The following is an 18,970-nucleotide window of genomic DNA, read 5'->3' on the forward strand; positions in this document are numbered from 1 at the left end:
GCATTTATAAACTACACTATAGTTAACGCTTACGACTCTGATTGCAACAGAATTTTTTCTTAATTCATTACTAAAGCAACTATTATTCCTAAAATTGTTCCACCCATCACTTGAATTGGTGTATGCCCCAATAATTCTTTTAAATTTTTATCTACTTTGATTCCGGCATTTTCGACATTTTGTAACATTCGATTAATAATTCTGGCTTGATTTCCTGCCTGTCTTCTAATACCTTGGGCATCATATAAAACAACGAAGGCTAAAACAGTAGCAATAGCAAAAAGCGATGAATCAAATCCTTGTCTCAATCCAGTAGCCGTTGCCAAAGCAACAACCAATGAACTATGAGAGCTGGGCATTCCACCTGTTGCAAAAATTAATTGCCAATTAATACGATGTGTCCGAATAAGTTCGATAATTATTTTAATTAACTGAGCCAGAGCCCAACTCACAATGGCTGTCATTAAAATTTGATTATGAAAAATCTGATTAAAAAAGTTCATAATAGTCTCCTTTTACTAATAAAAACCTACTAACTATCAGTAACTCTATTATACATCATCTATCTTTTATTGATGTCTGATTTGCTGACAAATACAGAAAGTCTGTCAGTAAATATAGTTCTTTTTTAAATACAAAAAAAACAAGTTTAAACTTGTTCTCTAAGCTTTTCTAATTGTTCATTGAATATCTCAGGAGCATCAACTTGGAATTCCATAAACTCACCAGTTGTTGGATGGTCAAAACCTAATGTTTCAGCATGCAAAAATTGCCCTTTATTAGGTGTCAATGTTTTATTTGGCCCATAGAGTGGATCACCAGCCACAGGATGACCAATGTAATTCATATGTACACGAATCTGATGTGTACGCCCAGTTTCCAAGCGTAATGCAATCAAAGTATAGCCATAAAATCGTTCTAAAACCTCAAAATGAGTCACGGCTGGTTTTCCGCCAGAAACTACGGCTTGTTTTTTGCGATCTTTAAGATTACGACCAATTGGCGCTTCAATGGTTCCTTTATCATTAGCAATTTCACCGTGGACAATCGCTAAATAACGACGTTTGCTAGTCTTATCTTTTAATTGTGCTGCCAAACTTTCGTGTGCTTTATCATTTTTGGCAATCATCAAAAGACCACTCGTATCCTTATCAATACGATGCACAATTCCTGGACGAATTACACCATTAATGCTTGAAAGATCTTTGATATGATACATGATTGCATTAACCAATGTCCCTGAAGCATGACCGGCTGCAGGATGAACTACCATTCCTTGAGGTTTATTTACTACTGCAACATCTGAATCTTCATAAATGATTTCTAGTGGCAAATCTTCAGCAACAATATCAAGAACTTCCGCTTCCGGAACTTCAAATTCAATCCTGTCCCCTACTTTTACTTTATACTTTGCTTTTTTTGCTTCACTGTTAACAAATACTTTATCATTTTTGATAAGTTCTGTCAGTAAGCTCCGTGAGTATTCTGTTTGATTGGCAAGCGCCTTGTCAAGACGTAAGCCTTTGTTTTCTTCGTTAATTTTTATGATAGGCAAGTGTGTTTTCCTTTTTATAAATGTTAAATAAAACTTTCTGTCAGTGATTTTTTAATCAATTTATTTTGTTTCTTTGTCTGTCAAAATTGCAATGAAAAGAAGAACAAAACCAACAGATAATAAGATATCCGCAATATTAAAAATTGGAAAATTAATAAATTCAGTTTGGAACATATCAACAACAAATCCTTGACGAATTCGGTCAATAAAATTTCCCAAAGCACCCGCAATAATTAAAGTTAATCCAATAAAATACCAGTTTTGTGCCATTTTTTTCCATAAAAACCAAAGGGCAACAACTAAGACGATCGGTGTTAAGATAAGGAAAAACCATTGTTGACCTGAAAATGAAGACCAAGCTGCTCCATCATTTTTGATATAAGTTAAACTAAGAACATTAGGCCAAATTTTTTCTGTATCTCCAAGCTGAATATTAGCAACAATCCAATTTTTAAAAATTTGGTCAGCAACAATTCCGACAACGATAATAACAAGTGACAGTAGTTTTTTCATGCTTTAATTATAGCATATTTCGCAATCTGATAGCTCGCTAGAACAGTTTTTATCCTATTTCAAAATAAAAAGCGCATTTAAATAAATGCACTTATAGATAAATTAGCCAATCTTTCTCATTAAATCAACCATTTCAATTGCTCCAACCGCTACTTCAAAACCTTTATTTCCAGCTTTTGTGCCTGCACGCTCAATGGCTTGTTCTATATTTTCAGTTGTTAGTACACCAAACATGACCGGAATATTAGAGTTTAAGGAAACATGAGCAATCCCCTTAGAAACTTCATTACAAACAAAATCATAATGAGAAGTTGAGCCTCTGATGACAGTCCCTAAACATATAATTGCTTCATATTTATTGGAAGTCGCCATTTTTTGGGCAATAATGGGAATTTCAAATGCACCTGGAACCCATGCTATATCAATTTCTTCTTCCTGGACTCCATGTCTTTTGAGTGCATCTAATGCTCCTGACAAAAGTTTTGCATTGATAAATTCATTAAATCGAGCAACTACAATCCCATATTTTGCATTCTCTGTTCTTAAATTTCCTTCAATAATTGTCATATTTCTATCCTTACTTTCTATTTTACTTTAGTCAAACAAATGTCCCATTTTATTTTGTTTTACTTTTAAATAATCAAGGTCAAAGGGGTTATCTTTGATTTGGAGAGCTACTCTTTCTTCAACTACTAGACCATATTTTTGAAAATCATTAATCTTTTGCGGATTATTAGTCATTAATTTCAATGATTTCACCCCAATTATTTTTAAAATTTGTGCTCCAATAGAATATTCTCGCTCATCTTCTTCAAACCCCAAAGCTAAATTAGCTTCAACCGTATCAAGTCCTTCATCTTGAAGTGAGTAGGCACGAAGTTTATTAATCAAACCAATTCCACGTCCTTCTTGTCGAAGATATAAAAGCACGCCACGCCCCTCATCATTTATTTTTTTTAATGCTTCTTCTAATTGTCCACCGCAGTCACATTTCAAAGAACCAAAAGCATCACTAGTTAAGCATTCTGAGTGAACGCGGCAAAGAATAGCTTGACCGTCACCAATATCTCCTTTAACTAAAGCAACATGGTGCTCACCATTTATTTTATTGACAAATCCTAAAATATCAAACATACCATATTTCGTCGGTAGTTTAGCTCTAGTCACCTGTTCTACTTGTAGTTCATTTTGCTTAAGATACTCTTGAATAGCTTTAATTGTGATATATTTCAAGCCCCACTCTTGCGCTTTTTCCTTCAGTTTCTCCTTATGCATCATTGTTCCATCTTCGTCCATTATTTCAACGCAGACACCTACTTCTTTTAAACCAGCCAGACGCAACAAGTCAACCGTAGCCTCAGTATGACCATTTCGCTCAAAAAGACCATTTTTCTTGGCAATAAGTGGAAATACATGACCTGGTCTACGAAAATCACTTGGTAAACTCTCGGCATCAACAAGTTTTTTTATGGTTAAGGCCCGTTCAAAAGCCGAAATTCCTGTGCTAGTTTCAATATGATCAACCGAAACTGTAAAAGCTGTTCCATGATTATCTGTATTTTTCTCTACCATTGCTTCTAATTGTAAATTCTTAGCATAAGTTTCACTGAGTGGTGCGCATATCAATCCTTTGGCCTCACTTACCATAAAATTAATTATTTCTGGACTGATAAATTCGGCCGCACAGATAAGGTCGCCCTCATTTTCTCTATTTTCATCGTCACTAACGATAATCATTTCCCCTGCTTTAAGTGCAGCAAGTGCTTCTTCTACTTTATTATATTGGAACATTTTATCTCCTATAAAAATCCGTTGTTAAATAGCTTTTCTTTAGTTACTGAAGATTCTTTCATCGAAGAACTACTATCGCCCCATAATTTTTCTATATATTTCCCCAAAATATCATTTTCTAAATTAACAGTATCACCCACTTTTTTATCTGCCATTATCGTTTCTTTGAGCGTATGTGGAATAATGGAAACACTAAAAGATTTCGACTTAACCTGAGCAACTGTAAGACTAATCCCATCAATCGTAATCGAGCCTTTTTCGACGGTGTATCTCATTAAATTTAAGCTCGTTTTGATTTCAAACCAGATGGCATTTTCTTCTTTTTTTACTTCTAAAATCTGGCCAACTCCATCAATATGCCCTGACACAATATGCCCACCAAATCGGCCATTTAATGGCATCGCTCGTTCTAAGTTAACTTTGGCACCCACATTTAAGGTCCCAAGATTTGAGCGATTTAGACTTTCAGGCATAATATCAGCCGTAAATTCTTTTTGATTAAATTCAGAAACGGTCAGGCATAAACCATTTGTTGAAATAGAATCTCCAAGTTTCATATCCTCTAAAATCAAGGAAGCACGGATACTAATTTTGAAGGATTTTTCTCTTTTTTGCAGGCGACTCACTTCCCCTAATTCTTCAATTATTCCTGTAAACATTAAAGAAGCTCACTTTCTAATAAAATATCTTCTCCTAGATAGGTTATTTGAGCCCCTTCTAGGAGATAGGCTTGATTGGGTTGCTCGATTCCATGTCCTTCAACTGGACTTGGTGCTTCTTTTCCACCAAATATTTTAAGGGCAATATAAGTTTGAACTTTTTGGACTATCCCTGCTTTTAATGCCGAAGCATTTAATGTTCCTCCACCTTCCAAGATGATACTGTCAATCCCCTTTTCTCCTAACTTTTTGGTCAATTCTTTCAAATTCAATCTTCCTTCTAGGCAAGAAACTAAGATAATTTCACAACCCGCTTTAAGAAAGGGAGCTTGTTTTTCGGGGTCAGACTCAGCTGTAGCAATAATCGTTGGAATTTCAGTAGCTGTGGAAACAATCTTGGAAGCCAAAGGACTTCTTAAATGAGTATCACAAATGATTCTTATCGGATTTTTTCCATTTTCCAACCTGACAGAGAGTTGTGGATCATCTAAAATAAGCGTTTCAACACCAATCATAATTGCCATAAAACGTGAACGGTCTTGATGTACTTTCTGTCTTGCAATTTCACCTGTAATCCATTTTGATTGACCTGCTGATGTCGCAATTTTTCCGTCTAAAGTCATTGCATACTTCATCATGACATAGGGAAGCCCTTGACTAACATAATAAAAGAAAATTTTATTTAATTCTTCACATTCTTTTTCTAAAACATTGAGAGAAACTTCAATTCCAGCTTCTCTCATTGCTTTAATTCCTTTTCCTGAAACCAAGGGATTGGGGTCTAAATGCCCGATAACAACACGCTTAATTCCATTTTTTATAATCGCTTCAAAACAAGGGGGTTGTTTTCCCTGATGCGCACAAGGCTCTAAGGTCACATAAAGCGTGGCTCCTTCGGGAGATTCGTTACAATCCTTAAAAGCATTGATTTCCGCGTGAGCTTTCCCATATTTTTCATGATAACCTTGACCAATAATTCTCCCTTCTTTGACAATAAGGGCTCCTACTTGAGGGTTAGGGTTGACATTACCACCTCCTTTTTTTGCAAGTACAATTGCTAAATCCATGTAGTATTCGTCTTTTTTCATCTATTCATCCTTTCTAATAAAAAATAAGACCCTAAAATAAAATTTCAGGGTCTTTTGATAAATTTTCTATTTTTTTTTGAGCAAAAAAGCAGCTCAAAAAACCAAAAATGGAGTGAATTGTATCAATTCACTCCAGAGTTTTAGGCTAAATAGACATAATACTGACTAGAGTATTATGGTTTTATTATCTTCTTTCATCCAGACTATACTGTCGGCCTCGGAGTTTCACCGAATCATGCTGCAAGCAGCTCGCGGGCTATACCGCCGGTAGGGAATTACACCCTGCCCTGAAGATTTATTCAATTGTAGCTAAAGTATAGCATTTAAATTTAAAGATTGTCAAGAAATAAAAACGTATTCTTTAAGTTAACAAATTAAAATCAAACATTAAAAGTTCACAGACAGATAGTACAAGCGAACATCACCCTACTTTATTAAAGTCCACTATAGTTAAATATTATTTAATTTTATAATCAAAGCCCCCAAGAATTTTTCCTGTCTTGTCCTTTAAAACAAATCTCATTTTAAAATTCATCTCTTTAACCCATGATGTTCTGATTTTGTAAGTTTTATTCCTTCTGCACTCTCCATTCCCTCTATTATCCATTTTTTTATCATAGGCATATCATTTTTGACATAAGAAACATAATCATTTTCGACTATCAAAGTTACAACAATGGTATCTGTGCAACTTTCACTTGCTTTAATATCTATATAAAATGGATTTGAACCTTGAGAAGTTACAAGTTGCTTTTTCCCATTATTTATCGTGTGAGTTACCTCGTCTAGTAACTCTTGTTTTTCTACCTGATGATAAATTTTCGCTACTTTGGAAACACTAAAAAGGGTAATCACAAGAGATAAAAATATCATCCCCACAATCAAAGGAATTAACCATGGCAAAATTCTTTTCTTTTTCGGAGTAGTATCTGTTTTCTGTGTATTTTTGTTCATCATTTTCATCCTTTGTTCTCATGAATTAAATCTCTTATAATTCAGCCAGTTATAAAGCATTTGAAGATTTATCAACGGAACTTGGCTTTTTTGAATAATTGAACCATATAATTTTTGTTGAAGTTTGGATATCGTTGCTAAATTATTTTTATACTCCGTGACACTAAATCCTTTTTCGGTGTTATTTTCAATAATGAATATTTTTTCAAATCTCCCTTGATTACTATAATAGACCTTATATTCTTTTATTAATTTATTTTTTGTGATATTGAAATTTAAAACGTATCCAATTTTCTTTCTTGTATACATATTTATACCTGAGATAAATTTATCCTGATTCAAAGGAGATATCCCCTCTAAATCCTAAAAGTTTTTCCTATCAGAATACTATTGTTCACAAAATCATATTCAATCACACCTGTCCTATCACTTACAGTGTTCACTACATCTCTCCAATTATCATAACGACTTTTTTCATTAAGGTTAGGAATATAAATACTATTCAGATTATCTATTACGGCGCACATAACAGGGGCTGTCCCTGATTTATGAGGAATATTCTGCGCATAATAAATTGAATAGACCCTAAAATTATGGTGCCCGTATCCAATAATGATTAATACAGAAACAATAAATATTAGGATAGGCAAAAATACTTTTCTAAACTTACCTCTTCTTTTTTTCACCATACTCATGAATTAAACCTCTTATAATTTAACCGATTATAGAGCCACTGAAGATTGATTATTGGCTTTTTTCTCTTTTGAACGATATCACCATAAAGTTTATTTTTCCAATAGGATAAAATCTCTTTATCCTTATTTGTAGGAATCGTTCGACTCTTATCTCCTATATCAATTGATAACAATCTACCCGAACGATTAAATTCATAGGCCCTGTAAATATTATCGTTTTTATCAGAAATGACTAAATTATATGTATTCTCAAAAAAATACCAACTGAAACTCACAAAATCTTGATTTGCCCTGTGATATTCTATATCAAATTGAGAAAAATTGTATGTGAAATACCTATTATATGACTGAACCCAATGTTGATTATCTTTGAATCTGTCTATTTCTGTGCTCAAATCCGCATGTGGAAGATAGACGCTTGATAAATTAAAGATAACTGCACACATAACAGGGTCTGTTCCTGACTTATGAGGAATATTTTGTGCATAATATATTGAATAAACCCTTAAATTTCGGTATCCATATCCACTAATTAATAATACAAAAACAATAAAAATGATGATAGACAAAAATACTTTTAAAAACCTCCCTTTTCTTTTTTTCACCATAGATTTTTAAACCAATTACCAACTGATTTAGCAACTTTTTTTACTGTATTCATGAATTAAACCTCTTATAATTCAACCAGTTATAAAGAAATTGAAGCTTTATCGACGGAACTTTCCTTTTTTTAACGATAATTGAATAAGCATCCCTTTTCCAATTTTCTATATTTTTTAAACTCAAATCTGTTGTTTTTTTCCTTAAATTATAAAATCCTTTGTTATCTAAGTTTGATATGTACATCAATCTCCCAGAAAAGTCAAAAGATAGACATTGACTTTCAGAGTGTTCAAAGTTATAAAAACTTGTTCCAGCCTTTCCAGTAGAGTAAATTATTTGGTACTTTACCTTAGGTCCAATAGGATTATACTGAGGCAAGCCGACAGAAAGTTGAGCAGTTTTGGATAACTCAACATTTATTACAGTTTGTATAAAATCATATGTAATATCGCCCTTTTTATTACTTACAAAATTTACTACATCTCTCCACCTCTCCACATGGCTTTTTTTATTTAGTTCCGGAATATAAATATTATCCAAGTTATCTATTACCGCACACATAACAGGGTCAGTACCAGTTCTATGTGGGACATGTTGAGCATAATAAATAGAGTAAGCGTGGAGATTCTTCTCTATTGAAAGAAAGGTCCATAATAATAAAATAAGTAAAACAAGTGGGAAAACCAAAAATAATACAATCTTTTTACGTCTTACCATAGACTCTTAAACCAATTACCAACTGATTTAGCAACTTTTTTTACTGTATTCATGAATTAAACCTCCAATAATTGAATAAATTATATATCCACTGCAAATTTATTTTTGGTGCTTACCGATGAGAAACAATAAAACCGTACATTTCATTCAATTTTTCTTTAACAATGATGATATATTGTAGCGTAGGTTTTATTGTCTTAGGTGTCGTTTCTTCAGAATAAGTCACAGAAATAAATTCACCCTTTGAATTAAAATTGTATGTATATGGAGTTACAAAGTCAATTAAATCGAGACCACCTGCCTCAGGTTTTAAACTAAAAGATAATTCTCCTTTCTTGAAAACCGAAATATCATTAATTTTTAATCCTTCAAAGCGATATTCAATATCCCCCTCGCTAGTTTTCACTCGCACTCCTCCAAATGGAACATTGTAGTTAGCATTCGGAATGTATATGGCATCCAGATTATTAAATACCGCAACCATCACACGGTTCGTCCCTACCTTATGAGGCAAATGCTGGGCATAATAAACAGAATATTTTCCAAGATTCACCCATCCTTGGAATAGCACAACCAAGGATAAATTCACGGTGAAACAAACGCTAAACGTAATAATTAGAACTTTACGCTTCTTTTTTATTTTTACCATAGGCTCTTGAACCATTTTCCTATTTGAATTTGCCTTCATTCACAAAATTATAGATAAATTGAAGGTTTATTTTTGGAACTTTTCTATGAGAAATAATTGGGCCATACATTTCATTTTGCAACTTATTAACCGTATTTAAAGCTGAAACTCGATGACTACTTAGAACATTGGTATTGCTATCAATAAATTCAGCAACGAGAGTTCCTGCTCGGTTAAAACCATAATAAGTATTTTCTGTAAAATCATAAATACAATATGGAAATTGGGAATCACTTTGCAAAGATAACAAGACATCGCCATCCTTTGTAGATTTTACAGTTATCATAGTAGGACTGAACATTCCTCCTGCTTGATAATGAATGGTTTTGTCCTCGGTTTCTAGCATTTTATTTCCATCATTATCCAAAGAATTGTACGGAATATAAACATCTCCTAAATGCTTAAATACAGCAGTCATTACGGAGTTTGTTCCTGTTTCATGAGGAAGATTTTGGGCATAGTATATGGAATATTTCCCTAGGTTTCCTCCAACAAATGATAATGTACCAATGAAAAGTGCTAGACATGAAAATGAGACGGTTAAAATCAGTATGACTTTTTTTCTTTTCATCATCAGTGGAACCAACTTCCTATGGTTTTGGTCACTTTGGAAACCGTTTTTCCTATATTGGAAGCAATATTTACAACCGTATGTACTCCTGAATTGATCCATCCACCAACCGTGTGAATCAATGACTTACCTGCATTTACCACGGTATTAACAACGGGTGCAACATAGCGATTATAGACGTTTGAAACTGCATTGGTCACATAATTGACAGTAGGAGCAACATAATTATTATAGACATTTCCCACCCATGAGCTTACAGTTCGATAGGCCGTTTGAACTCCGTGCCAAGCATTGCTTGCTTGTTGACTGACCCACGAAGCGAGCTGTGCAGCTTTTTGAGCCGCTTGCTTAGCAACTTGTATTGCAGTATTGAGTGCTTTTTGAGCCGTTTTTACACCTTGGTTGATAAAAGTTTTTACGCTTTGTCCTACTGCGATTGCCTTTGCCTTGAAACTATTGAAAACTTGTGCAACTGTCTTTGTCGCATTTTGATAATGAGAAATCGCTTGATTTTTTAATGCTGAGGCTGCATTTTTCACTGCGGTTATCGCATGAGAACTTGCATTTTTAATAACAGTAGCCGTGGATTTCATAAGCCCTTGGGCTGCTTTGATATTTATCTTAACCAACTGCCCTACTAGCTGTCCTGTCATTTTGCCATTGTTAATGATTCCCCCGCCTTTGCCAGTAAATCCATCTTTCAAACCTTTGGCTAGACCTGCCAGCCCGTACACAGAAGCCATTGAACTCAGACTCAAGAATACCAGAGCTGCACTTCCTAAAAGTATTCCAGAATTTCCTTTCGTACCTGACATTGATTGAAGGTACATCGTTTCACGAGTTTCCATGTTAAGGTTAGCCATGCTATAATACTTAGCCATCGCAGCGGCTTGTGAAAGACTCGCAAAACCTGGATAGTGAGTTAAAATATAAGCATCCATATCTGCATTGACATCTGCGCTTCCTGATTTCGTGGTAAAGTTACCCATATTAGTAAGAACATCACCAATCAAACTATTACTCATCAGCTTGGTATTATTTGCTTCAAAAAATGAAATTCCACCAAACACTCCAGCATATGGATTTCCTACCCATCTAACGGGGAGCCCTGCTAATCCATCTCCTAGTATGCCTGTTAATCCATTCTGATTATAAGAGGCAATGGAGGTGCCTAAGTGTGATAAATCTACTGTCGAAACTTTTTCGACTATTTCCTTGAACTGATAATTAGTTCCAGAACTATAATTTAGTCCATTGGGTAGTGCATTCAATGGTTTTTGAAGTAAACTCCCAAAATCTGACCCTCCATAGTGTACTCCAGCCAAATAATCCGCAAAACCGTCATTAGGATTTTTTTCAAGGCTGGTAGAGGCCACATATAAATCAGAGTATAATTCTTTTGCCTGATCTACTGTGATGCCCAAATTCTTTGCCATGTAATAGTAATCTACGCCTGATACGACATTAGGAACGGTCTTATTATTGGCTACACTATTATAGTTTGGATAGATAATATCCGTTTTTCCGCCAGCCATAATCAGAGGAAGAGTGACAGAACTTGCCTTACCATTATTAACTGGCGTGTAAGTAATACTTGCCTCAGGGTTTCCTATGTTCTGGTAACCAATTGTGAAACTAGGCGTATAAGCTGTCCCTTGATAATAAATATTATTATTGTGGTTCCCATAATAAGTGGGCAAATTATGATTATAGATGAGGTTGATGACAGGGTTGTTCTTACTAGCATCATTCTCGGTTAAATTCACAAAGCCAAAACCCTTAATCGTTGGGATAGGAAGATTGTAATCTTGTCCTGTAAATCCAAGATAATGGTCAGTCTCTTGGATTTTATGTCCAAACTCATCGTAATAATTTACTGTGAAATTTTGGCGAATTTGAGTGTTCATGTGAGCTTGTAGCGCTGAGCCAAACAAGTCATAACGAACACCTTGTGCAAAGAAATAGCTGTCATCGGCCCGTTCGGGTGCTGGTGCATAGTAATTGTAATAGAACTCTGAAACAAATCCAGCACCCAAATAACCACCATAAGGAAGACTAGCCACACCATCTAACCCTGGATAATTCGGCGAAGCGTCGTAGATAGTATCTCCATCTTGTTTGAGATTGGTCGTTTGAGGTAAAATGGTCACGAGATTCGCTAGGTTTGTTTGGACGCCTTGTGCATTGTCAATATCTGTCGTGATAAATGAAGCAACAACCGGAACTTCTGTCGTCGTATCATGTTTGACAATCTGGTAAATCAAACTAAGCGCATTTGCCCCATTGTATAGACAAACAATAGAATTTCCGCCTGACTCCGCGATATTTTGTTCGCCAGTAAAAGTAAGTCCTTGCGGAATTCCTTCTGCTCCTTCATTGGCTTGCCAACTGTCTTTATCACTTGATGCTACTGTATAAATCATATCAAGGTCAAGACCAGAGAGCGATTTTCCGACATAGGTAATACGCCCACTATCTCCGTCATTCATGGTATAGGTGGTAGCGGGAATGATTGGACCATCTTGTACTCCAAAATTTTCTTGATTGAGTTGTCCGGTAGCTGTGCCTTTTATGGCAATGACTTGGGTTTGTTCTGACCAATGTAGCCCACTAGGATCAAGAAGATTATCATCGGTAATGTCTTTTCCCTGAAGCGTGATATTAACACCATCAAAAACAGCAGAACCTGTGGCATTGTTATCTACTGCTCCTGTAACTTGAATGTTTGTAATTTCTGTACTTTTTGATTGTGAGGGATTTGTTGGTTTTCCCTGACTTTCTGATGATAAGCTCGTCGTTGGATCACTAGTTTGAGCTTGTGTCGCTGTGGTTTGAGTAGTGACATCTGCTGTTGTAGTAGTTTCATTTGCAATCGTTGACGCAGGTTCATTTATCGAACTTTCTCTACTTGCTTTTGTTAATGATATAGCGATTGAGTTTTGGTTCGATTGAGTAGGCGAATTTGTATCAACGGTTGAACTTTCAGTAGTTAAAATATTTGTGGAACTTGAAACTTGAGCTGTATTTTCCATATTTGATACTACTGCTGGTTCTTCAGTTGTCGAGTCAGAAGCGGCAAGAGAAGAATTCACAGTTGGACTTACAGGACTGCTTTGAGTCGTCACATCACTACTTTGTGTCATTGTTTCTGTATTAGAAGGGACTTCGTCTGCTTGAGCAGTCAATCCTATACTTCCAATAACAAAAATTAAAAGTATTCCGCTACTAAAAAGCCAGATTTTACCTGACTTCCACGTACGGAAATGATGTTTTTGTTTTTCCAATGCTAAAATCTCCCATTTTTAATTGTGTTACTATTCTGACTATTCAAACAGTATATCACAAGAAAAACAAATTGTAAAATTAAGAAATGTTTTTGTAATCAAATGAAATCACGCGCAGATTATAGAAGTTATTAATCAAATTTTGTTTTTATTTATTTGCTCAAAAATTACAATTTTGCTAAAATGGCTCTATTAGAACATAGGATATCTTATCATGCAAGAAATAAAAATAAACCCTCAACTCACTTGGCTTTCTTTTAATGTCGAAGACCTTAGAAATACTTCTGAACTTGCTACTTATGGTATTGACTTAGAAACGCTTCAATATGCCGAAGATAAAAATGAACGTCCTCACACGGAGTTCATCCCTGATAGTCAAGACTTTGTACTGATTTTCAATAGTCTGGATTTACTCAATTCAGAAGTTCATTATAAGACGGTTCCCATTACTTTTGTAGCACAAAAAAATCGATTAATTACTCTTTATCATCCAGAAAATGAATATTTAATTAATCAAATTAAAAAATATTGTTTTCAAAATGAACCAGAAACAGTTTATCATCTTCTTTTCATCAGTTTATTTTTGATTTCAGAGGCTTTCTTTCCTTACTTAGAACAAATTGATAAATCAAAAGAAGAAATTAATCAAAAGTTGCGTGAAAAAACAACAAAGAAAAATTTGTTGGCCCTTTCTGATATTGAAACGGGAATGCTGTATATTGTATCTAGTGCCAACCAAAATACTCTACTACTTGAACAACTTAAAACAAAAAGTATTTACAGACAGTTCAATGAAACTGAAAAAGAGCAGCTTGAAGATGCAATTATCGAAGCACAACAGCTTGCCAGTATGACACACCTTAATGCTCAAATTCTTGAACAATTAGCAGGAACTTATAATAATGTCCTTAATAATAATTTGAATGATAATATGACAACTTTGACAATTGTTTCTGTACTTTTGGCAGGATTAGCAGTCATCACTGGTTTTTTTGGAATGAATGTACCACTTCCACTTACTAACCAAAAAGATGCTTGGGTTTGGATTATTGGTGCTTGTATTATTCTTTGGCTACTTTACGCGGCACTCTTTCGTTATATTATTGGTCGAAGACAATAAAAAAATCAGCCAAAGCTGATTTTTTTTATTTTATTTTTACGCTTGCAATTTTTTCAAGATCATCAGCAATTGGATGTCCATTGCTTGTTCGATCTGATAATGATAAATCGCACAAATTGATATCGTATTTCTTGCCAGTCTCACTGATAACTTCTAATACTTGTTCATCAGTTTCTTTTGTCGCTGGTGCTTTAGCTTGACTGAACAAATCTAATTCTTCGGTCAATGCTGATAAATCAGCAGTTGAATTGATTAAGCCGGCTGCAAAGACGGTATGATTATTTGTCTTCAATGTTCGTAGTACTTGAAGGCCACGGTTAGCACGTGAGGTGGCCGGAATATCATCCGTCTTAACACGTTTGATAAATGCCCGTTGAGTCAAAAGGTACCAACTATTTGAGTTAACAAAGAAGGCGGACTTAATTTTATCGCCATTTTTGAGATTCATGGCCTTGACTCCTGCAGCTCTAGCACCCAAAACTGGAACGTCATCAAGATTAAAGCGAAGGGCATAACCATTTTCAGAAATAAGCATGAGGTCTGCAAATTGAACTGGAGTCATTAGAACAATTTCATCATCTTCTCCTTTAAGTTTAGCATATGGAGTAGATTTTGAACGATAGGTCCGCCAAGGGGAGAAACTTTCACGTTCAATTTGTTTTATTTGTCCATTTCTTGTGACAACCAGTAGATTTTCACCAGCAAATTCGTCCACAATCTGAACAAAAATTACTTTCTCATCAGCTGAGAAATTAGAGAGACTTTGAGATAGATGCTCACCAATATCTTTCCAACGGATATCAGAAAGTTCATGTATTGGGCGATAAATGACATTGCCAAGATTTGTGAAAAGTAAGAGATGTTGAGTTGTTTTAGCATTGGCATAATAAAGGAGCTCGTCATCATCACGTTTACCAATTTCTTCAAGTGCTGAGGAAGCAAATGAACGTGGTGAAGTACGTTTGATGTAACCTGAACGAGTTACTGAAACTACAGTATCCTCTGCCACAATCAATTCGCTCGCTTCAATTTCAATAGTTTGAACTTCATCTTGTAATTCGCTACGGCGTGGTTTGGCAAATTTTTTCTTAACTTCACGAAGTTCGCGTTTCATTAAATTAAACAAGGTACGTTCATCGTTAATAATCGCTTTAAGTTCGAGAATTTTTTGCTCTAATTCAGCTTGTTCATTTTGTAGAGTGACAATATCGGTGTTGGTCAAACGATAAAGTTGTAAAGTAACAATGGCTTCGGCTTGCTCTTCGGTAAATCCAAATGAAACTTTGATATTTTCTTTGGCATCTGCTTTATTTTCTGAAGCACGAATCGTTGCGACCACTTCATCTAAAATAGAAACCATGCGAATCAACCCTTCAACAATATGAAGTCTTTTTTCTGCTTTATTTAAATCAAATTGTGAACGTTTAACGATAACATCTTCACGGTGTTTGACATAAGAACGGAGCATTTGTAAGACACCGGTTTGAACAGGAGTCATATTATCAATTGCGACCATGTTGAAGTTATAATTCACTTGTAAATCAGTATTTTTAAACAAGTAATTCAAAACAAGCTGGCTATCAGCTTCTTTCTTTAATTCAATTGCAATCCGAAGCCCTTCACGGTCTGACTCATCTCTGACTTCTGCAATTCCGGGCACTTTAGCATTGACACGAACATCATCAATTTTCTTGACTAAGTTTGCTTTATTGAGCTCAAAAGGAATTTCAGTAACAATAAGTTGCTCACGACCGCCTTTCATTGGTTCAATATCGACTTTTGAACGAACAACGATGCGGCCTTTTCCTTTTTCGTAAGCTTTTCTGATTTCGCCTTTTCCTTGAATAATCCCACCAGTAGGAAAATCTGGTCCTGGTAAGAATTCCATGATTTTTTCTACATCAGCTTTAGGATGGTCAATCATATGAATGGTTGCATCAATGACTTCCCCCAAATTGTGAGGTGGAATATCTGTCGCATAACCAGCTGAAATCCCGGTTGAGCCATTGACTAAAAGATTTGGGAAAGCTGCTGGTAAAACCGTTGGTTCTTTCTCAGTATCATCAAAGTTCCAAGCTTGACTTACTGTATCTTTCTCAATATCTGCTAAAAGATAGCCTGAAATTTCTGAAAGACGGGCTTCAGTATAACGCATAGCGGCTGGTGGGTCACCATCCATTGAACCATTATTACCATGCATTTCGATTAAAGGTTCGCCCATCTTCCAGTCTTGACTCATCCGAATCATTGCTTCATAAATTGAGCTATCTCCATGTGGGTGGAAATTACCCATGACATTTCCGACTGATTTCGCTGATTTACGATAAGACTTATCAAATGTGTTTCCGTCTTTATTCATTGAATAAAGAATACGGCGTTGTACCGGTTTTAAACCATCACGGATATCGGGAAGGGCCCGCTCCTGAATGATATATTTTGAATATCGACCAAATCGGTCACCCATTATATCTTCTAATGGTAAGGTTTGAATGTTTGACATATTTTAACTTTCTTTTTAGAAAATTTGTTTACTTTTTTAATTAATTATTTGCTAATTTATAAATAAATCTTTGATTTTTACTGACAGTTCTCTGCTTTTGGCATTCTACAATATAAAATCACTTTTTCTATTCTACCACAAAATCAAAACGAAAAAAACTTACAAATTATTTATTGGTCAAAATTGATAAGATTGTTTATCTCTTTAAAATCTACTGACAGCTTAATTTGAAGTGAAAAAATTACTGACAAAGCTGTCAGTAAATTATTTCATCTTAGAATTTCAAAATCATATTGACATGTTTAATATCATCTTCGTAAAAAGGTTCAGAATTTTCAACAAAACCAAATGAAGCATAAAAATCACGCAAATAATATTGTGCTTCAATTGTTACTGCTTCTTCCCCATCTTCTTTAAGGACTTCTAAGGCTTTTTCAATGAGTCCTCTTCCCAAATTTTGTCCACGAAATTCAGGATTGACAAGGACACGCCCAATTGAAGCCTCTGCAAATGAAATCCCTTTGGGAAGTAGGCGACAAAGGGCCATCAGTTGACCATTTTCATTTTCTAACCAGAGGTGTTTGGCTACTTGGTCTTTGCCATCAAGCTCTTGATAAGGACAGTTTTGCTCCACAACAAAGACAGCAGTACGCAGGCTTAAAAGTTGATACATCTCATCTAATGTAAGTTGATTAAAACTTTTTTCTTTCCAAATTGCTGTCATTTTTCTTCCTCCATAATCGTCACGAAATTGGCTTTTTGCATTTCTTTTAGAAAATCAGAATGAATTTTCACTTTCTCTGAATTATGTAAACGAATATTTAAACTCGAACCTACGGAGTACTCTCGTTCAATCGAAATTCCAAGAACTTCAAATCGTTCCCATTTTCGCTCAAGATTTTGCTGATAATAGACTAAAGCTTTGGTGATTGGTAAATTTAACTTTCTGCGAAGGCTGTCAGTAATTTCATCAGAGCTGTCACCAAATAAATCTAACTGACCGAGTTCGTCAGTAACTTCTGATTCTACTGACAGCTCAACTTCTTCAATTTTCTGTAAATATTGATAAAGTTTTGCCGTGATTAAGCAGTCGTTGAGCGCATCATGCGAACGTAAATCATTCATTTCTAGTAGGTCTTTAAAATTTTCTAGAGCATAAGAAGACATAGTTAATAACTTTTTACTTTCTGCCAAAGTATCATAGACACGAAAAGCCTCAACATCAGTAATTGCACAATCAATAATGGCCTGATAAAGAAAAGAAATATCAAAAGGAGCATTATGAGCCACTAATAAATGACCTTTGATGAAGTCTAAAAATTCAGGTAAAATTTCTTCAATCGTTGGTTGATTTAACAAATCAGCTGGTTTTATGCCAGTCAATTGAGTGATTTCAGTTGAGACATAAGAGCGTTGATTTTTTACTAACTGATTAAATCTAGCTTGCTCTTGATTATTCTCATCATATTTTACCGCTCCAATTTGAATAATTTCATTTTTTTGTGCAGAAAATCCTGTAGTTTCAAAGTCAAATACGACATATTTCTCAGACATTTTTATTCAGTTCCTCGATAATTTCTTTTGTTTTAATTAATTTCCCAAATTTTGGTATTTCGTCAGTTTTTGTTTTCTGGAAGTTTTTTAACTTTCTGTCAGCACAGGCGTCTTCAATTATCATCGCTTCAAATCCCAAGTCCGCCCCATCTCTGGCTGTTTTTAATACTCCATTACTCATAGACACACCAGAAACATAAATTTTACTGACAGAATTATTTTTCAACTCGTCGGCTAAGCCATAATCAGATTGTTTAAATGCTGACGGCCCATATTTTACTAATTGATGTAATCTTGGATTTTTATCCAATTCATCTTGCAAAATCATCCGAGAAAAAGCTTTTTTAGCTGATTGCCAAAGTATTTTTGGTTCAACAGTCACAATATAAACTGGCTGATTTTTTTGGTCAAATGCAGAAATTAAAGCTCGATTATTTTCAATAATTTTATCCCAGCCATAAGGAACAGCATCTTTCGCTAATTTTTTAATGAATGCTTGCAAATCAATAATAATTAAAGCTGATTTTTGCATTTTTTCTCTTTTCGTTTTTTATCTTCTTTTAGAATTTCTTCCATTATATCATAGCTAACAAAATGAAACAAAGTTTCTCTTGCTAGCTTTGCTGGCTTACGAATAGGCTTGTTGTTACACCTAAAGTGAGCAATAGTGATACTTAC

General features: G+C 34.8%; 19 protein-coding genes and 1 riboswitch. Of the genes, 1 reads left to right on the forward strand and 18 read right to left on the reverse strand.

What is annotated here, in order from left to right:
• Positions 1–59: 59 nt before the first annotated feature.
• From MHB61_RS03690 to MHB61_RS03755, 14 genes are all read right to left on the reverse strand, one after another.
• A complete protein-coding gene (locus MHB61_RS03690) occupies positions 60–503 on the reverse strand; it encodes a divergent PAP2 family protein (RefSeq protein ID WP_003130996.1) in 444 nt (147 codons plus the stop codon).
• Between the two features lie 146 nt (positions 504–649).
• Positions 650–1,555 (reverse strand): RluA family pseudouridine synthase, encoded by a 906-nt coding sequence (locus MHB61_RS03695; RefSeq protein ID WP_003130995.1) that lies wholly within the window; start codon positions 1,553–1,555, stop codon positions 650–652.
• 60 nt (positions 1,556–1,615) lie between these two features.
• On the reverse strand, positions 1,616–2,068 hold the full coding sequence (gene lspA, locus MHB61_RS03700) for a signal peptidase II (RefSeq protein ID WP_003130994.1): 453 nt from the start codon (positions 2,066–2,068) through the stop codon (positions 1,616–1,618).
• 102 nt (positions 2,069–2,170) lie between these two features.
• Positions 2,171–2,635: a 6,7-dimethyl-8-ribityllumazine synthase gene (gene ribH, locus MHB61_RS03705; RefSeq protein WP_003130993.1), complete on the reverse strand. Its 465-nt coding sequence runs from the start codon at positions 2,633–2,635 to the stop codon at positions 2,171–2,173.
• 27 nt (positions 2,636–2,662) lie between these two features.
• A complete protein-coding gene (locus MHB61_RS03710) occupies positions 2,663–3,859 on the reverse strand; it encodes a bifunctional 3,4-dihydroxy-2-butanone-4-phosphate synthase/GTP cyclohydrolase II (protein WP_003130992.1) in 1,197 nt (398 codons plus the stop codon).
• An 8-nt stretch (positions 3,860–3,867) separates the two neighbouring features.
• Positions 3,868–4,518, reverse strand: coding sequence for a riboflavin synthase (locus tag MHB61_RS03715; protein WP_003130990.1), 651 nt, complete (start codon positions 4,516–4,518; stop codon positions 3,868–3,870).
• Complete coding sequence (gene ribD / locus MHB61_RS03720; RefSeq protein ID WP_023189371.1) at positions 4,518–5,606, reverse strand: bifunctional diaminohydroxyphosphoribosylaminopyrimidine deaminase/5-amino-6-(5-phosphoribosylamino)uracil reductase RibD; 1,089 nt, start codon at positions 5,604–5,606, stop codon at positions 4,518–4,520. Before ribD ends, MHB61_RS03715 begins: the two co-directional genes overlap by 1 nt.
• A 182-nt stretch (positions 5,607–5,788) precedes the next feature.
• A riboswitch (FMN riboswitch) is annotated at positions 5,789–5,905 on the reverse strand.
• Positions 5,906–6,137: 232 nt separating this feature from the next.
• Complete coding sequence (locus tag MHB61_RS03725) at positions 6,138–6,560, reverse strand: hypothetical protein (RefSeq protein ID WP_223203847.1); 423 nt, start codon at positions 6,558–6,560, stop codon at positions 6,138–6,140.
• An 18-nt stretch (positions 6,561–6,578) separates the two neighbouring features.
• Entirely contained in the window at positions 6,579–6,902 is a 324-nt protein-coding gene (locus MHB61_RS03730) for a hypothetical protein (protein WP_249351742.1), read from the reverse strand.
• A 349-nt stretch (positions 6,903–7,251) separates the two neighbouring features.
• Positions 7,252–7,863, reverse strand: coding sequence for a hypothetical protein (locus tag MHB61_RS03735; protein ID WP_003130986.1), 612 nt, complete (start codon positions 7,861–7,863; stop codon positions 7,252–7,254).
• A gap of 49 nt (positions 7,864–7,912) precedes the next feature.
• A complete protein-coding gene (locus MHB61_RS03740; RefSeq protein ID WP_137016166.1) occupies positions 7,913–8,575 on the reverse strand; it encodes a hypothetical protein in 663 nt (220 codons plus the stop codon).
• Between the two features lie 112 nt (positions 8,576–8,687).
• Positions 8,688–9,239 (reverse strand): hypothetical protein, encoded by a 552-nt coding sequence (locus MHB61_RS03745; protein WP_023164044.1) that lies wholly within the window; start codon positions 9,237–9,239, stop codon positions 8,688–8,690.
• 4 nt (positions 9,240–9,243) lie between these two features.
• Positions 9,244–9,837: a hypothetical protein gene (locus tag MHB61_RS03750; RefSeq protein ID WP_003130983.1), complete on the reverse strand. Its 594-nt coding sequence runs from the start codon at positions 9,835–9,837 to the stop codon at positions 9,244–9,246.
• Positions 9,837–13,118 (reverse strand): KxYKxGKxW signal peptide domain-containing protein, encoded by a 3,282-nt coding sequence (locus MHB61_RS03755; protein ID WP_003130982.1) that lies wholly within the window; start codon positions 13,116–13,118, stop codon positions 9,837–9,839. Before MHB61_RS03755 ends, MHB61_RS03750 begins: the two co-directional genes overlap by 1 nt.
• Before the next feature lie 214 nt (positions 13,119–13,332).
• Here MHB61_RS03755 and MHB61_RS03760 point away from each other — a divergent pair, with 214 nt between their 5' ends.
• Positions 13,333–14,238: a magnesium transporter CorA family protein gene (locus MHB61_RS03760; RefSeq protein WP_003130981.1), complete on the forward strand. Its 906-nt coding sequence runs from the start codon at positions 13,333–13,335 to the stop codon at positions 14,236–14,238.
• A gap of 25 nt (positions 14,239–14,263) precedes the next feature.
• On the opposite strand, the gene parC is transcribed toward MHB61_RS03760, so the two are convergent.
• From parC to MHB61_RS03780, 4 genes are all read right to left on the reverse strand, one after another.
• Entirely contained in the window at positions 14,264–16,738 is a 2,475-nt protein-coding gene (gene parC, locus MHB61_RS03765) for a DNA topoisomerase IV subunit A (RefSeq protein ID WP_137016168.1), read from the reverse strand.
• Between the two features lie 274 nt (positions 16,739–17,012).
• A complete protein-coding gene (locus MHB61_RS03770) occupies positions 17,013–17,462 on the reverse strand; it encodes a GNAT family N-acetyltransferase (protein ID WP_003130977.1) in 450 nt (149 codons plus the stop codon).
• The gene (locus MHB61_RS03775; RefSeq protein WP_003130976.1) at positions 17,459–18,292 is read right to left on the reverse strand and encodes a 3'-5' exonuclease; all 834 of its coding nucleotides are present in this window, start codon (positions 18,290–18,292) and stop codon (positions 17,459–17,461) included. Before MHB61_RS03775 ends, MHB61_RS03770 begins: the two co-directional genes overlap by 4 nt.
• A complete protein-coding gene (locus tag MHB61_RS03780; RefSeq protein ID WP_003130975.1) occupies positions 18,285–18,824 on the reverse strand; it encodes an isochorismatase family cysteine hydrolase in 540 nt (179 codons plus the stop codon). The genes MHB61_RS03775 and MHB61_RS03780 overlap by 8 nt, the downstream gene beginning before the upstream one ends.
• Positions 18,825–18,970 lie beyond the last annotated feature (146 nt).

The organism is Lactococcus sp. FSL K6-0773 (assembly GCF_038006485.1).
GTDB lineage: Bacteria > Bacillota > Bacilli > Lactobacillales > Streptococcaceae > Lactococcus > Lactococcus lactis.